Source organism: Vibrio sp. 397 (assembly GCF_033339395.1).
GTDB classification, from domain to species: domain Bacteria; phylum Pseudomonadota; class Gammaproteobacteria; order Enterobacterales; family Vibrionaceae; genus Vibrio; species Vibrio alginolyticus.
In genome coordinates this window covers 325,274-343,243 of record NZ_JAWOUN010000003.1, presented here as the reverse complement: position 1 = coordinate 343,243, position 17,970 = coordinate 325,274, and the positions used below count along the sequence as shown (strand labels likewise).

Sequence of the window (17,970 nt, the reverse complement as noted above, 5' to 3'; positions counted from 1 at the left end):
ACCTTACTCCACCGTTGGCTCTTCATAGAGAAGCAGCTGAACTTCACCAGATTCATCCAGCTCACGTACCATTTGCATGATGTCTTGACGTGCTTTTTGAACTCGACTTAACGCAACAGCACCGCGTGCGTCCATGTCATCTTCTAGCGCTTTCACCATACGTTGCGGCATTGAACGCTTAATAGCTTGTTGTAAGGTAATATCGGAACCTTTTAGCGCAACAGCCCACAACTCTAGCGGGATTTGCTGCACCAACATGTCCATAGTTTCTTCGCGTTGTCGGCCAAGAACCATAAAGTCGAACATGTTTTCTTCAATTGCATTAACAACATCTTCATCATGCAACTTCAGCATTTCCATCAATGAACCACGGTCACCTTCAAAGCGGTTAATGATATCTGCTGCTTGCTTAACACCTGATAACGGCGTGCTTTGACTTGCGGATACTTTTTCGATGCAACGCTCAACGAGTTCATGCAAATCAACGGCAACTTGATGATCGATATCTTGCAATTGAGCAATACGGAACAAGATTTCGTCATGGTAATCTTGTGGCAAGTGCTTCAATACCGCTGAAGAGCTGTCTGCTGGCAAATACGCTAGAAAAATTGCTTGCATTTGTGGGTGCTCGTTCACAATGAAACGAGCGAGAGTTTCTGCTTCCACCCACTGTAAGCGCTGCATATTGTTGCGAATTTCATCGCCATATAAGGTATTTAATAACCCTTTTGCCAAATCGTTACCCAATGCTTTACGCAATGTATTAGATAGGTATTCCTTAGAGGCTCCTCGAATACCGCTGTGCTCACGGAAATCTTCAAAGAAAGTTTGAATAACACCACGAGCAGAATCGCTCTTAATGCCATTTAACTTCGCCATTGCACGAGTCACACGCTGGGTTTCATCACGGCTAAAGTGTTGCAAAACCTTCGCTGCGGCATCCTCGCCCATGCCTAATAGCACGAGCGCGGTTTGTTCAACATAACTAAGCGTCTGCTTTGATAGAACTGTGTTCATTGATGTTTACCCATTGTTTCAGTATTTCGGCTACGCGCTCTGGCTCTTCATTAGCAATAAGCTGTAGGTGTTTCAATTGAATTTCTAATGGCGAACCTGCTGGTGGTAGCATGTCGCTGTTTACATCTAAACCTGAAGAGGCTGAGATGCCTTTTTCAGATAGGCGGCGATCAAGTACTTCTTCATGCTCGCGTTCTTCACGCGTTTGCAAGTTTTCGTAGTCAGGTTCTTCCTGAGGCTCAGCAAAATTTAGCTCAGGCACAGGTTTATCAACGCCAGTTAGGTGCATGATTAATGGACGCAGTACGAAGAAGATCATCGCCAAGCCTAACAAGCCACCAATAACGTAGCGTATTGGCTGCTGTACTGTAGGGTCTTGCCACCACGGCAGTGCAGGAGGAGCATCAATTTCAATTGGGGTGAAGTTGAAACTCATTAAACTTAAGCTGTCACCTCGTGTGGCAGAGATACCAACAGCATCCATGATCATGTTTGAGATTTGCTCTTTATCGGCTTCACTCCACGCGACACCATCTGGCGAAGCTTTGGAGTTCAACAGAACCGAGACACTAAGCTTTTCTATTTGGCCTTGTTGGTATTGAGTACGACGAACACTGCTCCCTACAGCATATTGACGATTCACTTCAGATCGCGCATTCGTGTTTTGGCTATCGTTCGTTTCCACTTCACCAGATCCTGTCACTGGCGGTTGGTTACTTAGAGAACCAGGAACACCCAACGCAATTTGATCAACCGAGTTGTTATGAATGGTGTGCTCATTACGCACAACCGGTGCGTTATCCAAAATTTCTTGTGTTTCTTCAACTTGGCTAAAGTCCAGATCGGCAGCGACTTGTACTCGGAAGTTACTCGGCCCCACAATCGGCGTAAGCATATCTGCTGCGCGTTGGATGATCTGTTTTTCAACACTCTTCTGGTATTCAAGATATTTCGCATTTACTTTACCAGCTTCCGCAGAAGCGACATCCGCACTAAGAAGACGGCCATACTGGTCAATGACAGAAACAAATTCTGGCTTCATTGCCGTGACACTGCCGACCACTAGGTTAATGATCGCTTCAACTTGTTCAGGCTTTAAGTCTTCACCAGGTTTGAGCTCAAGCATGACAGATGCTGAAGGATTCTCACTGTTTTGGCGGACGAATAGAGTTTGACGAGGTATTGCTAAATGAACACGCGCGTTCGCTACTGAGTTCAAAGACATGATAGTACGTACTAACTCACCTTCTAAACCATGACGATAACGCGCCGTTTCCATAAATTGGCTCGTACCAAGAGAGCTATCTTCCTTGAGCGAATCCAAACCTGTCGGCAGCTTAGCTTTAACACCTTTTGATGCAAGCAACATGCGCACCTTCGCAACCTCACCTTCTGGTACAAGAACTTGTCCATTTTGCTCTTGCATGCGGTAGCTTACGCCTTCGCTTTCTAATACCGACACAATTTCGCCGATATCAAAACGCTCTTGTTGGCTATATAGCGGACGAAAGCTCTGCGAGGAACTCCATAGTGCAACCACAATAATCGCTGCAACAATCGCAGCTAACACCGCAGATAGCACTAAGTTTCTCTGACTGCTAGACCAGATTTGCTTCAGCTTCGTTGTCACATCGTCCATGCCGTTGGCAGTAGAAAATGTCTGTGCTGTGCCGGTAGCCATAGCTGTGTTTCCGGCGACTTGGGGGGTTAGTTCTGACATGAATTACACCGGCATCTTCATAATATCTTCAAATGAGGTCACGACTTTGTTGCGCACTTGCATCAAAGCATTAAAGGACAAGCTGGCTTTTTGGCTCGCGACCATTGCACCAACTAGGTCATCACTTTTTCCTGTTTCTACGGCCGTCATTTTTTGACTAGCCACTGATTGATGTTGATTCACTGTATCCAACACATTTGTCATCGCTTGTGAGAACGATAAAGGTGCGTTTAGTGATTGTTGATCTAAAGGATTTGCACTCACGATAAACTCTGGCGGCTGCACTTGTGCCTGCATCGCCTGCATTTTTGACAACATAAGTTGCTCTGCCGAGACCGCATGAGTAGGTTGACTTGCCATCTATTTTTTCTCCTATTAGGCAGCCGAGCCTAGTGCCGACTGTAAATCAATACCATGTTCTCGCATTGCTGCGAGCTTGTAGCGTAGCGCTCGAGTAGAGACTCCAAGCGCGTTTGCGGTTTTCGTTCGGTTTCCACCAAACTGACGTAACTTTTCCAAAATAAACTGATATTCAGCTTGCTTCTTCGCTTCTACATGACCAAAACTTGAAGTTGGCTCTGCTGTAGGAACTGACGCAACAAGCTCAATAGGCAGCATCAGGTCATGGGCTGTAATGTAATCACCATGACGCATGACCAAAGCGCGTTGAATGACATTTTCCAACTCACGAATATTGCCCGGCCAGTGATACTGACTCAGCGCACTAATCGCATCTTGGGATAGGTGACAGCGGCTGCTATCTTGATACTTTTCAATAAAGAATTGGCTAATCGGTAGAATGTCCTCTTTTCTTTCACGCAAAGGCGGCCAGTGCAGAGGCAGCACATCTAATCGATAATAAAGATCTTCACGGAACGTGCCTTTTTGAACTTCCTCACGTAAGTCTTTGTTGGTTGCCGCAATAACACGAATATCGAGCTGAACGGCTTTATGGCTACCAACACGTTCTACTTCACGCTCTTGAAGGACGCGTAACAATTTCGCTTGAACCGCAGGTGACATTTCACCAATCTCGTCAAGCAGAATCGTCCCGCCATTTGCTTCTTCAAACTTACCGCTTTGAGAATTTGTCGCTCCGGTGAACGCGCCTTTTACATGACCGAATAGCACAGCCTCTAACATTGACTCTGGAATGGCGGCACAGTTAACCGCCACAAATGGACCATTGATACGCGGAGAGTGCTCATGCACATATCGCGCCAGCACTTCTTTACCCGTTCCCGATTCACCTGTAATAAGCACACTCGCGTTAGTACATGCTGCACGATGCGCCAATTGCAGAACTTGTTTGCTTCTCCAAGACTCCGCAACAATGTTGGCCATTGGCTTACCTAGCGCTTCAACACGTTTAAGCAGATTAACCAACTGATTAGATTCAAATGGGCGTAATAGATAATCAGTAGCGCCCGCTTTCATCGTCTCAGCAGCCAAGATGCCTTGTTCTTGGTCGACAATCGCAATAACAACACCCGAATTTCGCTGCTTTTGGTGACACGCGACAAACTCACGAACACACATATCCGGCAGCGTAGAGCTCACTAAAGTGATTTCTGCTCGCTCTTCAAGCAGAGCGCCTCGACCAGTACGAGTGTGTTTCGCGGTGTAACCTGCATTTTGCAACACATCCAATACTGGTTGAGCAAGAGCTTCATTTGGCTCAACCAACAAAATTTTCGTTTTCGTCATCATTGAACCTTAACTTTCGTTTGTTGATTTTGTGATTGTAGATCTGGGTAGTGTTTCGCAGCCGTATACTCGTTGTCCCTCACTAAACGCAGGGTGACACGTCGGTTTTTTGCTTGGCCATTAACCGAGTTATTGCTGGCAATTGGGTAACGTGAACCATGAGCTCGTGTTTCGATCATCGACTCGTCGACCCCAAGATCAATCAAAGCATTGGTGACTTGCTCTGCTCGAGTACGTGACACAGAAAGGTTCGTTAAACTTGAACCAACGTTATCGGTGTGACCGTCGATGAGGATTTTGGTCACTCGATCATCCACAGATACATAGCTATACAGCGCTTCTAGTGTTGCTTTCTGTCCACGACTTAACGTCTTCTGACCAAACTCAAATGAGAGCGCCATATCCCTTGCCTCTGAAAAAGACAATTTAGGCAATCGCGCGCGACACGCATTAAATGATTTCAATGCGTTTTGAATTTGAAGAGTAGGAATCACAATCTCTGAAACAGAGGAAGCATTACTTCCTTTAAGTGACAGCGTCACCCAACTACCCGAAGCAATTGAATCCATGAATTCTTCAGCGCCTTTATTAAAGATGAAACGCTGAGACGGCTTAGTAAATTCAAGGGAGCCAAATTCTTTTCTATAAAGCTCATTACTCCAAGGAGCATTTTGAGTTGTTAAAGCAATCGTTTTCCATTTATTGTTTTCATATTCTATATCGGAAATAAAATAGAATTTATTATTAGGTTCCGCTAGGAAATAAAACTTCCCATAGTCATTATTTGATTGCAACAAGTTGCATTTGAATTTATTTCCCTCATATGTCCATTTAGAGAGGTCCATAGGGATTGTTAAGACTTCTTCTGAATATGACACTTTTGAAAAAATAAAACTGATAACAATAATTGTGTTACAAATTATCAAACGGACATGATTCATGTATATCTTACATTCCCATGACTTAAACCGTTTAATTAAATATGCCACCAAGCCGAGAGAACTGGCATAGCTAATCATTTTAATTACCTATTCTGAATATTAAAATTGGTTACAAAACGCTCAAGAGAGCACGCTTAGCCTCCAATGGAAGCTTTAAGCATAAAAAACAGTATCTTATAATTTATTTGTTTGAAGTTGTTGTTACGCCATAAAGGCAATTTAAAAAATCTATAACAACTAAAACGCTCAACATTGTTATTTTATTTATTAAGCGATTTATAAAGAAAACTAACTCTTTTTAAATTTCATTAAAAGATTATGACTATATGAACAAAGCAACATGTGAACTAAAGTCACAATCTTAGAGTTTGGAGCTAAAAGATCATTAAAATTTCTGTGTAGACTACACGCCATTAAGTTAAAACACTTTCGATTGTTAACGCACGGTAAAATATAAATGGAAAATAGAGTTAGCGAGCCTATTTCTGATAGTCAACTACTTGATGTAGAATTATTAGGCAAACCTATTCATATCATTCGTGAGAAGCTCGATAATTTAATTTCAGAATCTTGCTCAAACCTTACGACTGAATTACAAAATTGGCTCAGCACAGGAAAAGTGGAAGCTAGCTTAACCTCAGTAGACTTGCACCGCTTTACATCGGTTGAGATGGACAAAGAGCAAACGTCGACCTATCAACATCAGGAAGGCGGCATGGTATTCATCCATGGTAACCCTCACACGCTAATAAAGTTGGCTGATAGATTTTATGGTGCAAGTGCAGAGCGTTCAGCCGCTACTCTGACGGCCAGTGACTTACGTTTACAAGAGCGCATCAGTCGAATCATCATCGGTTGGCTTGCTCCTGGTGAAATGTGGGACACGGGTGAGTATGAGACCCCTAGAGGTATTGGCATTAACGTTCAATTAAACATTGCGTTTGACGATCATCAAGGCTCAATTCATCTCAAGCTAGATGGTCATCTTATTCAAACGCTAATCGAGCAGCTTGAACTGCAGCCTGATACCGATTTGTTTCAACCTTTCTGTCGTTCTTTAGAGACGACCCCCGTTCGACTGAACGTTGTTCTAAGTAAAAAGAAGATGCCTTTAAGTGATGTGGTTGGCTTACAACCCAACGATATTTTACCTATTGAGCTTCTTAACACGGTTCCAGTAAGCATTGGCAACCAATCTCTATTTACAGGTCGTATTGCCGAGCAAGACGGCCAACTTGTTTTGATCTTTAACCCTGATAAGGAACCGCAGCGATGAGCGAAGCGCTAGAAACTAATGCATTCGACGCAGAAGAACTGAACTTTGATGATTTTCAATTAGAAGACTTTGAAGCCGAAGATACGCTCCAACAAGAACCAGCCACTGCGGAACGTGACCTTAGCTTTTTCAAAAGCATTCCTGTCACAGTCACGCTGGAAGTTGCGAGTAAGGAGATCCCACTTGGGGACTTAATGAAAGCGGGTGAAGGCACGGTTATCGAGTTGGAAAAGCTCAATGGCGAGCCTTTAGACGTGAAAGTAAACGGTTCTCTTATGGGCCACGCTGAAGTTGTCGTTGTCAATGATAAGTATGGACTTCGTCTGATCGATGTACATGACTCTGCATTGAGTGGCGTTGGTCAATAATCTTAGGTAGGCATCACAATGAAAAATCTGAGCGCTTGGCACCGTTGGTTACCTCTTTTGGTATTGGTGTCACTTTTGTTTGCTTTCCCAACAATGGCGGCTGACAACGGCTTAACTATCTTGTCCGTTTCTGATGGCGACACACAACAAGAATACAGCGTTAAACTGCAAATTCTGTTGTTGATGACGGCGCTCAGTTTTCTTCCAGCATTTATTTTGATGGCGACGAGCTTTACTCGAATTGTCGTTGTCCTTGCGATTTTGCGCCAAGCTCTTGGTCTTCAACAAAGCCCACCTAACAGAGTGTTGGTCGGGATCGCTCTCGCATTGACGTTACTGATTATGCGCCCTGTCTGGAGCGATATTTATGAAAATGCGTTTCAGCCATACGACAACGGCGAAATCACGCTAATACAGGCTTTTTCTGTTGCAGAGAAACCAGTGAGAGAGTTCATGTTGGCACAGACGCACCAAAGCTCTCTTGAACAAATGTTACGTATTGCCAATGAGCCTCTCGACCAAAACGTTGAGGATATTTCATTTGCCGTTGTCTTGCCTGCATTTGTCATTAGTGAACTGAAAACCGCCTTCCAAATTGGTTTTATGCTTTTCATCCCGTTTTTGGTCATCGACTTGGTTGTCGCCAGTGTCCTGATGGCAATGGGTATGATGATGCTATCACCTTTGATTGTCTCACTTCCCTTTAAGTTGGTGGTATTTGTACTCGTGGATGGTTGGGCAATGACAGTTGGCACCTTATCTGCCAGCTTCGGTTAACTAGGAGCAGTTATGACCCCAGAACTAACCGTAACGTTATTTTCCGATGCAGTATGGCTGATCATTTTGATGGTTGCCGTATTGGTTGTTCCAGGCTTAATTGTCGGTTTGTGTATCGCCGTATTTCAGGCTGCCACACAAATCAACGAGCAAACACTCAGCTTTTTGCCACGTTTGCTCGTTACCTTATTAATGGTGATTTTTGCAGGTCACTGGATGCTACGTAAGATCATGGAACTGTTTGATTTCTTGTTCCACAACATACCAGGGATGATTGGCTAATGGCCATCACATTTGCAGAGCTCTCGGCGATACTCGGTCAACTCTGGTGGCCGTTTTTTCGTGTGGGGGCCGTATTTATTTCAATGCCTTTCTTTGGTGATGCGATTATTCCTGTTTGGGTTCGTACTTTACTGGCCCTCTCGATCGTTGTCATTACTGGACCGTTAATGCCACCCATGCCACAAGTCGAGTTATTCTCTATGACTTCCCTGTTCCTTGCTTTTGAGCAAGCTATTTGGGGAGTAATGTTTGGGTTAATTTTGCACATGCTCTTTAACGTTTTCACCATGCTTGGCCAGGTGATTTCTCTGCAAATGGGCTTAGGTATGGCGATGATGAATGATCCTATTAACGGGCTTTCTGTCGCCATTTTGGGACGCATATTTCTGATTTTCTCAACCTTGTTGTTCCTCGCGCTAGAAGGACACTTACTCGTCATAGATATCGTGATTCAAAGCTTTGTTGTTTGGCCAGTCGGATCTGGTATCACATCGCTTTCTCTGCAAGGTGTTGTCAATATTTTCGGTTGGATGTTTGCCTCTTCACTAGCTTTGGCTTTGCCCGCTATTGTTTCCATGCTTCTAGCCAACATCAGTTTTGGTGTAATGAACCGAGCCGCACCATCACTTAATGTCTATGCGTTAGGTTTTCCTATGACGATGCTGCTGGGTCTATTCAGCGTATTAATCTCAGTTTCTGGTGTTCCTGGTCGCTACACGGCGCTCGTTCACGACACCATTAGACACTTGAGTAACTTTATGTTGGGGGGAGCATGAGCGATCAATCTTCTCAAGACAAAACTGAAAAAGCCTCACCGCAGAAGGTAAAGAAAGCCCGCCAGGAAGGACAAATTCCTCGCGCGAAAGAGTTTACTACTGCAGTAATATTTCTAGCGGTGGCGCTCTACTTTTACTCTCAGCTTAATAGTATTTGGGAAAGCATGTCGGGGATCTTTCGCTACAACATGATGCTGACGCGAGCCGACCTAGAAAATCCTAAACAACTTATCGAGCAATTGGGACAAAGTTTAGCAGTCATCATCGACATGCTATTACCATTGTTTACCGTCATTATTATCGTGACCTGTGGTAGTAGCCTTGTGCTAGGCGGCTGGATGTTCCGTCCCGCGAACGTGATGCCAAAGCTCAGCAAAATTAATCCTTTGAGCGGGATAAAGCGCATTTTTTCGACCCGCTCAGTGGTTGAGCTCTTAAAGTCGACGTTCAAAGTAGCCGTGATCTTCGGCATCTTATATGGCTATTTAGACAACCACTTACAGCCATTACTTGGCATGCAAAACCTCCCACTCAGCCAAGGTTTTTCTCTAGTAATGTCAATTCTGTTTGAAGGCTTACTCTTAATGGGCTTTGCATTGTTGTTATTTGGGGTTATCGACATTCCTTATCAGCGTTGGGAACACCTAAAAGAACTCCGCATGACGAAACAAGAATTGAAAGAGGAATTTAAAAATAATGAAGGTCGTCCGGAAGTAAAACAACGTATTCGTCAAATACAGCAACAGTTTGCGCGCCGTAAGATCGATAAAATGGTGCCGACGGCTGACGTGATCATCACAAACCCAACGCACTACGCAGTCGCACTGAAATACGAGCCTTCGCTTTCTGACGCGCCCTTTGTCGTCGCAAAAGGCGTAGACGAAACTGCTATGCACATTCAACGTATCGCCCGAGAAAACAAAGTGGAAATCATTAACTCCCCGCCACTTACCCGTTCGATTTATCACACGACGGCGATTGAACAAGCAATCCCAAGCCAACTGTACATCGCAGTGGCACATATTCTTACTTACGTTTTGCAATTGAAAGCCTTTCGTAAAGGTGAGGGAAAAGAGCCAATTCCTTTACCTCATTTTTCGATTCCAAAACATTTGCAGCACTGATTAACCCGCGTTTATCCAAGGACACGAAAGTATGCTTAACCGGTTAAAACAACTTCAAACATCAACCAAAGGCTACGTTGGCATTCCAATCGTCTTGCTAATGATATTAGCAATGGTGATTCTTCCTTTGCCTCCTCTGCTACTGGATGCGCTGTTTACCTTTAATATCGTCTTAGCAATTCTAGTATTGCTCGTCAGCACAACCGCAAAGCGACCATTAGATTTCTCTGTTTTTCCAACTATTTTGCTGGTCGCAACATTATTACGTCTCACATTGAACGTGGCTTCTACGCGAATTGTACTCCTAGAAGGACATAATGGTGGTGACGCAGCGGGTAAGGTCATTCAAGCATTCGGTGAAGTCGTCATTGGCGGTAACTACGTCGTTGGTATGGTGGTGTTCGTCATCTTGATGATCATCAACTTCGTCGTAATCACCAAAGGTGGTGAACGTATTTCTGAGGTTTCAGCCCGCTTTACGTTGGATGCTTTACCAGGCAAACAAATGGCAATTGATGCCGACTTAAACGCTGGCCTTATCGATCAGGAAACGGCTCGCTTACGCCGTAAAGAAGTCGCCAACGAAGCCGATTTTCATGGTTCGATGGATGGTGCATCAAAGTTTGTGCGTGGCGATGCCATCGCAGGTTTGTTGATTCTGTTTATCAATATCATTGGTGGTATCAGTATTGGTGTCTTCGAGCATGGACTCGCTGCGTCTGACGCCTTTAAAACTTATGCCCTACTCACAATCGGTGATGGTCTAGTTGCTCAAATTCCTTCACTACTGTTGGCAACGGCTGCCGCGATCATCGTTACGCGAATTAATGATAGCGATAATGGCATGTCGGAAACCATGCAAAAGCAATTACTGGCAACTCCTGCAACGCTATTTACTGTCGCAGGTATTATGGCGGTAATCGGTATGGTACCGGGTATGCCACACCTAGCCTTTTTTGCGTTTGCTGGCGCATTAGCGTTCGCAGGGTGGCGTCAAACCAAGAAGCCAGTGCAAGACTCCCAGATTGAAGAGGTCGAAGCACTCTCACAAGCAATGCAAGACGATGATACACCGCTGACATGGGATGATATTCCTCACGTCCAAACATTATCACTTGCGCTTGGTTACCGACTCGTCCATCTAGTCAACAAAGAACAAGGGGCTCCTTTATCACAACGTATCCGCGGTGTGCGTCGAAACCTTTCTGAACAAGTTGGCTTTTTATTACCTGAAGTTCGTATTCGTGACAACCTGAGCCTCAAGCCAAACCAATACACAATTTCTCTAAATGGCGAAGTCATTGAGCAAGGCTTTATTGAACCAGAGCGTTTAATGGCGATAGCGGTTGGCGAAACTTACGGTGAGGTAGATGGCATTTTGGGTAGCGATCCTGCTTATCAGTTGCCAGCTGTGTGGATTGAGCATCAAGATAAAGCAAAAGCACTTAATATGGGTTACCAAGTTGTCGATGATGGCACTGTTATTGCCACTCATATTAGTAAAATCATGAAGACAAACCTTGCAGAATTGTTTACGCACGACGATGTGGAAGCAATAACCCAGCGTTTGACACAACAAGCCCCGAAACTAGCAGAAGCATTAGCAGCAGCACTTAATCCAGCGCAGCAGCTGAAAGTATATCGTCAGCTTTTATTGGACCAAGTGCCACTAAAAGATATTCGCACGATTGCCAACACAATGTTGGAATCCGCGGAAAATACAAAGGACCCGATCCTACTTGCATCTGATGTACGCTGTGCACTAAAGCGTACGCTTGTTAACTTAATTGCAGGACAAAAGAACGAATTAAATGTCTACGCACTGTCTGATGAGTTAGAACAAATGCTACTAACTTCACTGCAACAAGCACAATCTTCTGGTACGGTAACACTAGATAGCTTCCCAATTGAGCCAAACATTCTTGGTCAGTTCCAACAAAACTTGCCATTGATCAGACAACAGCTTAAACAACAGGGGCTACCTCCGATCCTTCTCGTTATGCCACAGCTGCGCCCTCTTCTAGCGCGTTACGCTCGCACATTTACACAAGGGCTGGCAGTATTGTCTTACAACGAAATCCCAGAAAACAAACAAATCAATGTGGTAGGAAACCTTGGTTAATCTTATTTCAACACATGCGATGTACGAACATTTGGTTGGTCTCGCAGTACAACATATCGTCACGGATGACGATCAATTAGTCTTTGATGCTTTAAAACACAATGATGTCCAACACGCATGCCAAGCAATTAGGGAAGCTCAATCAGGAGAAGTAGAATTCCAACACCTGACGTTGAGATTTGGTATGCGTGGAGAACAAAGTGTCTATCAATTCAAACTCTCTGAACAAATGCAGTACTGCCTGGATTTGTTCAGTCTTTACCTTGCACTAAGACAAACACAATTTCAGTTAGAAGCCTTTCATCACGACTTGATTAGTAATGTTGTCGTGCCGATTCGCGTGGATGCATTACTGTGGGAGCCTGGGGTTTATTTTCTCGAACAGACGATTCAATTCCACTCTTCTGCTTTTCAACATGTGATTCCTTCTCTTCAAGCTGATGAAACGTTATGTGATCGTGATAAAGTCGCCACACTCACCAAAAAGTTAAAAGAGAATGCATATTCACTTTGGTTTGAAGTCGCGACATCGCAAGTGAACTTCGAGCGCGTCGCAGACTTTAGTCCCGATATGATCAAATTGTCAGTCACACTAGAAGATAAAGAAGAAAGACACGCTTTCCTACCTATTGCTAAGTTCTTAAGAAAGCATAAATATACTTGGGTTGCCGGACGTGTAGCGAGTCAAACGGAACTTAACCGGTATCGTTTATTGGGTGCCAGTTATTATTTTGGTTATTTCAGCGATATCCCAACCTCTCTCTCCTTTCAATCTTTTGATGAGGAATAGTTGAAACTCAACCATTTATATTTAAAACAGCACGATTTATTCGTGCTGTTTTTTATTTATAACGGATAACCACAAGATCATTGGGCAATAGTTTCTTTAACTTAACTAAAAAATTTAGGCTTATATGATGATTTTCCCGGTTTTCATGGAATACAAATCACTAAAAATCATCAATTTTTATCTTTTTTAGAAATTTTTTAATTTTCAAATTAATCATTAAAGCCGACCGACCGCCTCTAGTTAGTGACAAGGGAATATCCCGAGGCCTGAAAGATATAGTGACTAACTAAGGAGACTAAGATGGCTTTATCAATGCACACTAACTACGCTTCGCTTGTAACTCAAAACACAATGAACACAACAAGCGGACTTCTAAACACAGCAATGGAACGTCTAAGCACAGGCTACCGTGTGAACTCAGCTGCTGATGACGCTGCTGGTCTTCAAATTGCTAACCGTCTAGAAGCGCAAACACGCGGCATGTCAGTAGCAATGCGTAACGCACAAGACGGCATCTCTATGATGCAAACTGCTGAAGGTGCGATGGATGAAATGACAAACATCGTTTACCGTATGAACGACCTTGCTACACAATCGTTGAACGGTTCAAACAGTGCAACAGACCGTGCGTCTCTTAACAAAGAGTTCACACAGCTTACTGCAGAACTAAACAACATCGTAGACAACACTAAGTTCGGTGGTCAAAACCTTCTTAAAGGCGGCGGCTTCGGTGCAGGTGACGTAACATTCCAAATCGGTGCATCTTCTGCTGAAACATTGACTGTAAGCGCAAGCGCAGGTATCGGTGAAATCACTACTATTCTTGCTGATGCAGCAATTACAGATGGTATCGATGACGCGACTAAAGCAAAAGCAGCACTAGACAAAATCAGCGGCGCTGACGGTCTAGTAGAAAAAATTGGTAGCTCTCGTGCAGACTTCGGTGCGAACATCAACCGTCTTGAGCACACTATGGCTAACCTTGGTAACATGGTAGAAAACGTTACAGCATCTAAAGGTCGTATCATGGATACAGACTTTGCAGTAGAGTCTTCAAACATGACTAAGAACCAAATGTTGATGCAAGCAGGTACAACTGTTCTGTCTCAAACTAACCAGCTTCCAAGCATGGCAATGTCACTACTACGCTAATTACTTAGTTAATAGTGCGCTTAATTTAAATCGTCTTAATTATAAAGCCTTCCTATGGAAGGCTTTATTTTTATCTACGAATATAAATAGATCTCGTATTATCTTTGTGAGATTCAGGCACTCTGAATCCGAATTTCAACATAATATTAAATAAAACCTTATTAAACAGTTCTAATTCTATCGTCTCTAATTTGCTTCCTATTTTACTATCTCTAAGTTCAGGAAAATTGAACTTAGCTTCCTTTAAGATACTAGCTATCTCATCAGAATTGATGCTCTGTTTACTTAATAGTTTTTTGTTAATGAACTCTTCATATGCACGAGCACATTTCATCAATCGTAACGCAAATTCATTCATAACTGACATTCTTTGAAACGTAAAAAATTTAATTTTTAGTGAGAACACTTGCACATCGCACTATCAAAAATAATATCAGAACGCAATTAATGCACTCTGTAAGAATTATCTGAATCAAGCTGAAGTAAAGGCTGAATATAACGTCTAATTAAAACATCTCTCCTAATTAGAACCGTCAATACAATTAAATATTTTCTTTGTTTAGGTCGCCTTTTCTTATAAGGAAATTACTTTTTCCATGGAGGAAGGCGGAACAAACAAGGTGGAAACACCACTTCCTCCCAAGAAAACAAAATAGCTTTAAACCTTTGTTTTAATTGAATTTAATATACGGCACGCATCTTGCCACTGATAATTAAACTAAGGCGTAGCATTCAAAGTATTCAAGCCAATAAGAGATGAGAGGAGCACACCTCATGAGTTCTTTAGACCCAGTAAAAATGGCAACCCAATTCGCACAATTGGACACAAACCCATTCAAAAACCGTTACCAAGCGCAAGCTAATGTGTACCAGTCACAACTGTCAGCTTTTAATAAAGTTGAAAGCGCACTACGTGATTTTCGTACTGCAATGAAAGAGATGAATAACAGCACAAACAGCATCATCAAAAACAGTGCGACACTCTCTCAAGAAGGTAACTTTACTGCAAACGCGGATGCTAAAGCGCTAACGGGTAACTATCAGATTTTTGTAGAAAAAGTGGCAACGGCGCATCAAGTATCTACAGGAATGCCTGCAGACCTTGAGGCGACGACAGAAGTACCAACAACTGGATCTTTAGAATTCACCATCAACGGTGAAACAATGACTCTAGACTTGTCCTCCGTTGATGTTAATGGTGACGGCACTGCAACGATCAGTGATTTAGCCAGTGCGATTAACAATCACACGGATAACCCTGGCGTTAACGCCACTCTAGTTCGCTCGAATGGTCAAACACACTTTATGCTATCGAGCACTGAGACTGGTGTCGAAAATAAGATCAACGTATCTGCATCGGGTACTGGCCAAGCGTGGTTTGAAGACGCCTTCACCAACCTCAAGCAAATCAACGCTCCGCAAGATGCGGTTATGTGGCTAGGTGCAAAAGACTCAGGCCTGAAACTAACCAACGCAAGTAATACTTTTGAAGGTGTCATCGACGGTGTTGACATTACCGTATCTAAACCGCAAGCCGCGGGAGATTCGCCAATCGGTTTAAAAATTGGAGCTGATAGCGAAGGCACTAAAGAACAACTAGATAAGTTTGTGGAAACCTACAATGCCCTTGTTTCGACTATCGATCAGTACACCCAAATTGGCGGTGAAGATCAGAAACGCGGCGTGCTCGCTAGCGACTCGACATTGCGTTCTATTGAGAGTCAGTTAACGGGGTTAATCCGAGGTGAACACAATGGTATGCGCCTAAGCGAAATCGGCGTGAGCCTAGACCGCAACGGTAAAATGAAAGTTGATCAAGAAAAGTTCAAAGAAGCTCAACAAACAAACAGCGCAGGCTTAGAGGCGTTGTTTAATGGGGATGACGCTTTGCTAGATTCTCTTGACGCGATGGTAGAGCCTTTCTTGAAGTTCTCATCAGGAACCTTCAGCACGCGTAAAGACGCAATACAGTCAAGCTTAGACCGAATCAAAGATAAACAAACCAATTTAGAGCGTAAGTACGAAATGTCGTACAACCGCTATCTCAAACAATTCACTCAAATGAATTCAATTATGACCCAAATGAACCAAACCATGTCCATGTTTAATGCTCAAAAATAAGACATTTGGTTCCAAATTTAGGAGAAATATTCATGCTTATGGATTCTGGTTACGATTCGTACCAACAAGTCGATCTCGACGCTCAAGCGGCAGCAGCAAATCCACACCAATTGGTCATCATGTTAATCGATGGCCTACTCGATGAAGTTGAGCGTATTCGCGGCCACCTAGCCGCAAATCGTTTGGCCGAGAAAGGGAATGGAATCAACAAATGCATGAACATCTTGATTGGACTAACAAGTGCTCTAGATGATGAAAACGGCGGTGAAATTGCGGAAAACCTACGCCAGCTGTATGACTTCTGCCAAGTCGAACTTTATTACGCTAGCGTGCAAAACGATGCAAATCGCTTGGTTAACGTTGAGCGTGTAATGGGTAACATTCGTGAAGGTTGGATGAATTTTGGACAACAAGCATAAAGTATCGCCAGAGCGATTCCGTCATTTATCTCAGCTCATCCAGTTCGCCGCAAAAACCGCCGATTGGCATGCGCTCAAGCGGTACGACTTGCAGTTGCGTGAGCTTTTGATCAGTCACAAGCCTTTTTTGAAAGATCCTAAGCTTGCACCTGAAATCCAGCGAGCGAAAACAGTGCACGCTAATGCCTTCGCAGTATTAGAGAAGTCGACCAACGAGTTGAAAAAAGAGATGAACATGGTCAATGACCATCAAGAACGCGCTATGGCCTATCAATTAGCAATGACCATGGAGCTAACTCAATGATCATACCTTCTTCAACTCAGCACTCGGGTAATTCACCAGCTAACAATGAGGGTCACATCAAGCAAGCGAACTCGGTACACGGCTTTTCTCATGGTTTTAAATCAGGGAACAAGCAGAATGGTGAGCAAGACTTTAACTCTGCGTCAGCGGTACCGAGTTTTCACCTTACGGCCTCTACTTTGAACAGCGCAAACAAAGTACAAAGTCATGGTTTTGATACTGATGGCCGCTCAGCTTCAGATCCGGATGCCAACTTGACCAGTACACCAGGGTTAACAGAATCGACTGATCTTGCAGCGCAAGCTCAAGCTTTAACCCAGGGTATGATTACCATGGCAGAGAAGCAGGCTGAGAAACTAGGAAAAGCGTCATCTTTAATGACTGCGAGCGAAGTTAAGTCTGTTACTCAAGATTCGTCTAACGCTATGTTAAACACATCATCAAAACAAGATGTGAAGCAAAGTCTGCCGACTTCATCGAGTTCGCGTTTGCCTATCTCCGGTGCTGAGTTTCAAACTCTTTTGAATCAACCTGTTCAAGGGCAACCAACCGCATCTCTACTTCAAGCACAAGCTCCTACAACACAACCTGCACATTCACCGGTTGCGACGAGTCATGTTCAAGCTCAAGGCTCTGAGTGGGCAGCGGTGCGTGTTGATACCACTGCCGGAAAGTGGGGGGAGCAAATGATGCAAGTATTACATGATCGCGTGACGCTCCAAGCTCAACAAAATGTACAAGAAGCAAAAATCCGCCTAGACCCACCAGACTTAGGGAAATTGGATTTACTTGTACGTGTTGAAGGTGACCGATTGAGTGTCCACATCAACGCCAATGCCGCAGCAACACGAGAAGCTTTAATGCAAGTTTCGGAACGATTGCGTACTGAGTTACAAGAGCAAAACTTCGTTCATGTCGATGTCAATGTTGGCTCTGATCAAAACCAAGGTCGAAATGACCCACATGCAAACGAAGAAGACGCCAATATTTTCGCCGCACGAGAATCTGGTGCATTCCAAACCACGACAACAACTAACTATTCAGAACACTGGCTAAGCACTCAAGCTTAGTGAA

At 43.7% G+C, this 17,970-nt stretch carries 19 protein-coding genes; 13 read left to right on the top strand and 6 right to left on the bottom strand.

Going from position 1 to position 17,970, the window contains the following annotated elements; all coding sequences use genetic code 11:
* Positions 1-3: 3 nt before the first annotated feature.
* From R7P36_RS07010 to R7P36_RS06990, 5 genes are read right to left on the bottom strand one after another with little or no spacing between them, the layout of a single operon-like run.
* Positions 4-1,017 carry a flagellar motor switch protein FliG gene (locus tag R7P36_RS07010; protein ID WP_005375048.1) on the bottom strand — a complete coding sequence of 338 codons (1,014 nt, stop codon included), beginning with the start codon at positions 1,015-1,017 and terminating at the stop codon, positions 4-6.
* The gene (gene fliF, locus R7P36_RS07005) at positions 986-2,737 is read right to left on the bottom strand and encodes a flagellar basal-body MS-ring/collar protein FliF (protein WP_005384024.1); all 1,752 of its coding nucleotides are present in this window, start codon (positions 2,735-2,737) and stop codon (positions 986-988) included. The genes R7P36_RS07010 and fliF overlap by 32 nt, the downstream gene beginning before the upstream one ends.
* A gap of 3 nt (positions 2,738-2,740) precedes the next feature.
* A complete protein-coding gene (gene fliE, locus R7P36_RS07000) occupies positions 2,741-3,097 on the bottom strand; it encodes a flagellar hook-basal body complex protein FliE (RefSeq protein WP_005375045.1) in 357 nt (118 codons plus the stop codon).
* Between the two features lie 15 nt (positions 3,098-3,112).
* Entirely contained in the window at positions 3,113-4,444 is a 1,332-nt protein-coding gene (locus R7P36_RS06995; protein ID WP_031778880.1) for a sigma-54 interaction domain-containing protein, read from the bottom strand.
* The gene (locus R7P36_RS06990) at positions 4,444-5,463 is read right to left on the bottom strand and encodes an OmpA family protein (protein ID WP_213899101.1); all 1,020 of its coding nucleotides are present in this window, start codon (positions 5,461-5,463) and stop codon (positions 4,444-4,446) included. Before R7P36_RS06990 ends, R7P36_RS06995 begins: the two co-directional genes overlap by 1 nt.
* 379 nt (positions 5,464-5,842) lie before the next feature.
* Here R7P36_RS06990 and R7P36_RS06985 point away from each other — a divergent pair, with 379 nt between their 5' ends.
* The 9 genes from R7P36_RS06985 to lafA all read left to right on the top strand — a co-directional run bounded on the left by R7P36_RS06985 (position 5,843) and on the right by lafA (position 14,052).
* Positions 5,843-6,661 (top strand): FliM/FliN family flagellar motor switch protein, encoded by an 819-nt coding sequence (locus R7P36_RS06985; RefSeq protein WP_005375039.1) that lies wholly within the window; start codon positions 5,843-5,845, stop codon positions 6,659-6,661.
* Entirely contained in the window at positions 6,658-7,029 is a 372-nt protein-coding gene (fliN, locus tag R7P36_RS06980) for a flagellar motor switch protein FliN (RefSeq protein WP_005375038.1), read from the top strand. The genes R7P36_RS06985 and fliN overlap by 4 nt, the downstream gene beginning before the upstream one ends.
* A gap of 18 nt (positions 7,030-7,047) precedes the next feature.
* On the top strand, positions 7,048-7,806 hold the full coding sequence (gene fliP / locus R7P36_RS06975) for a flagellar type III secretion system pore protein FliP (protein WP_005375037.1): 759 nt from the start codon (positions 7,048-7,050) through the stop codon (positions 7,804-7,806).
* A 12-nt stretch (positions 7,807-7,818) separates the two neighbouring features.
* Positions 7,819-8,088: a flagellar biosynthesis protein FliQ gene (fliQ, locus tag R7P36_RS06970; protein ID WP_005375036.1), complete on the top strand. Its 270-nt coding sequence runs from the start codon at positions 7,819-7,821 to the stop codon at positions 8,086-8,088.
* Positions 8,088-8,864 carry a flagellar biosynthetic protein FliR gene (fliR, locus tag R7P36_RS06965; protein ID WP_005375027.1) on the top strand — a complete coding sequence of 259 codons (777 nt, stop codon included), beginning with the start codon at positions 8,088-8,090 and terminating at the stop codon, positions 8,862-8,864. The genes fliQ and fliR overlap by 1 nt, the downstream gene beginning before the upstream one ends.
* Complete coding sequence (gene flhB / locus R7P36_RS06960; RefSeq protein WP_213899100.1) at positions 8,861-9,988, top strand: flagellar biosynthesis protein FlhB; 1,128 nt, start codon at positions 8,861-8,863, stop codon at positions 9,986-9,988. The genes fliR and flhB overlap by 4 nt, the downstream gene beginning before the upstream one ends.
* Positions 9,989-10,019: 31 nt before the next feature.
* Complete coding sequence (gene flhA, locus R7P36_RS06955; RefSeq protein ID WP_005375024.1) at positions 10,020-12,110, top strand: flagellar biosynthesis protein FlhA; 2,091 nt, start codon at positions 10,020-10,022, stop codon at positions 12,108-12,110.
* Positions 12,111-12,129: 19 nt separating this feature from the next.
* Positions 12,130-12,900, top strand: coding sequence for an EAL domain-containing protein (locus R7P36_RS06950; RefSeq protein ID WP_005375023.1), 771 nt, complete (start codon positions 12,130-12,132; stop codon positions 12,898-12,900).
* A 300-nt stretch (positions 12,901-13,200) separates the two neighbouring features.
* Positions 13,201-14,052: a lateral flagellin LafA gene (lafA, locus tag R7P36_RS06945; protein ID WP_005375019.1), complete on the top strand. Its 852-nt coding sequence runs from the start codon at positions 13,201-13,203 to the stop codon at positions 14,050-14,052.
* A 70-nt stretch (positions 14,053-14,122) separates the two neighbouring features.
* On the opposite strand, the gene R7P36_RS06940 is transcribed toward lafA, so the two are convergent.
* On the bottom strand, positions 14,123-14,410 hold the full coding sequence (locus R7P36_RS06940; protein WP_213899099.1) for a hypothetical protein: 288 nt from the start codon (positions 14,408-14,410) through the stop codon (positions 14,123-14,125).
* Positions 14,411-14,826: 416 nt separating this feature from the next.
* Between R7P36_RS06940 and fliD the strand changes: the two genes are divergently transcribed.
* Genes fliD through R7P36_RS06920 form a run of 4 tightly spaced genes read left to right on the top strand, consistent with a single transcriptional unit; the run spans position 14,827 to position 17,966 of the window.
* Positions 14,827-16,173 (top strand): flagellar filament capping protein FliD, encoded by a 1,347-nt coding sequence (gene fliD / locus R7P36_RS06935; protein ID WP_005375015.1) that lies wholly within the window; start codon positions 14,827-14,829, stop codon positions 16,171-16,173.
* A gap of 32 nt (positions 16,174-16,205) precedes the next feature.
* Complete coding sequence (gene fliS, locus R7P36_RS06930; RefSeq protein WP_005375014.1) at positions 16,206-16,592, top strand: flagellar export chaperone FliS; 387 nt, start codon at positions 16,206-16,208, stop codon at positions 16,590-16,592.
* Positions 16,576-16,896: a hypothetical protein gene (locus R7P36_RS06925; RefSeq protein ID WP_005375013.1), complete on the top strand. Its 321-nt coding sequence runs from the start codon at positions 16,576-16,578 to the stop codon at positions 16,894-16,896. Before fliS ends, R7P36_RS06925 begins: the two co-directional genes overlap by 17 nt.
* The gene (locus R7P36_RS06920; RefSeq protein ID WP_213899098.1) at positions 16,893-17,966 is read left to right on the top strand and encodes a flagellar hook-length control protein FliK; all 1,074 of its coding nucleotides are present in this window, start codon (positions 16,893-16,895) and stop codon (positions 17,964-17,966) included. Before R7P36_RS06925 ends, R7P36_RS06920 begins: the two co-directional genes overlap by 4 nt.
* Positions 17,967-17,970 lie beyond the last annotated feature (4 nt).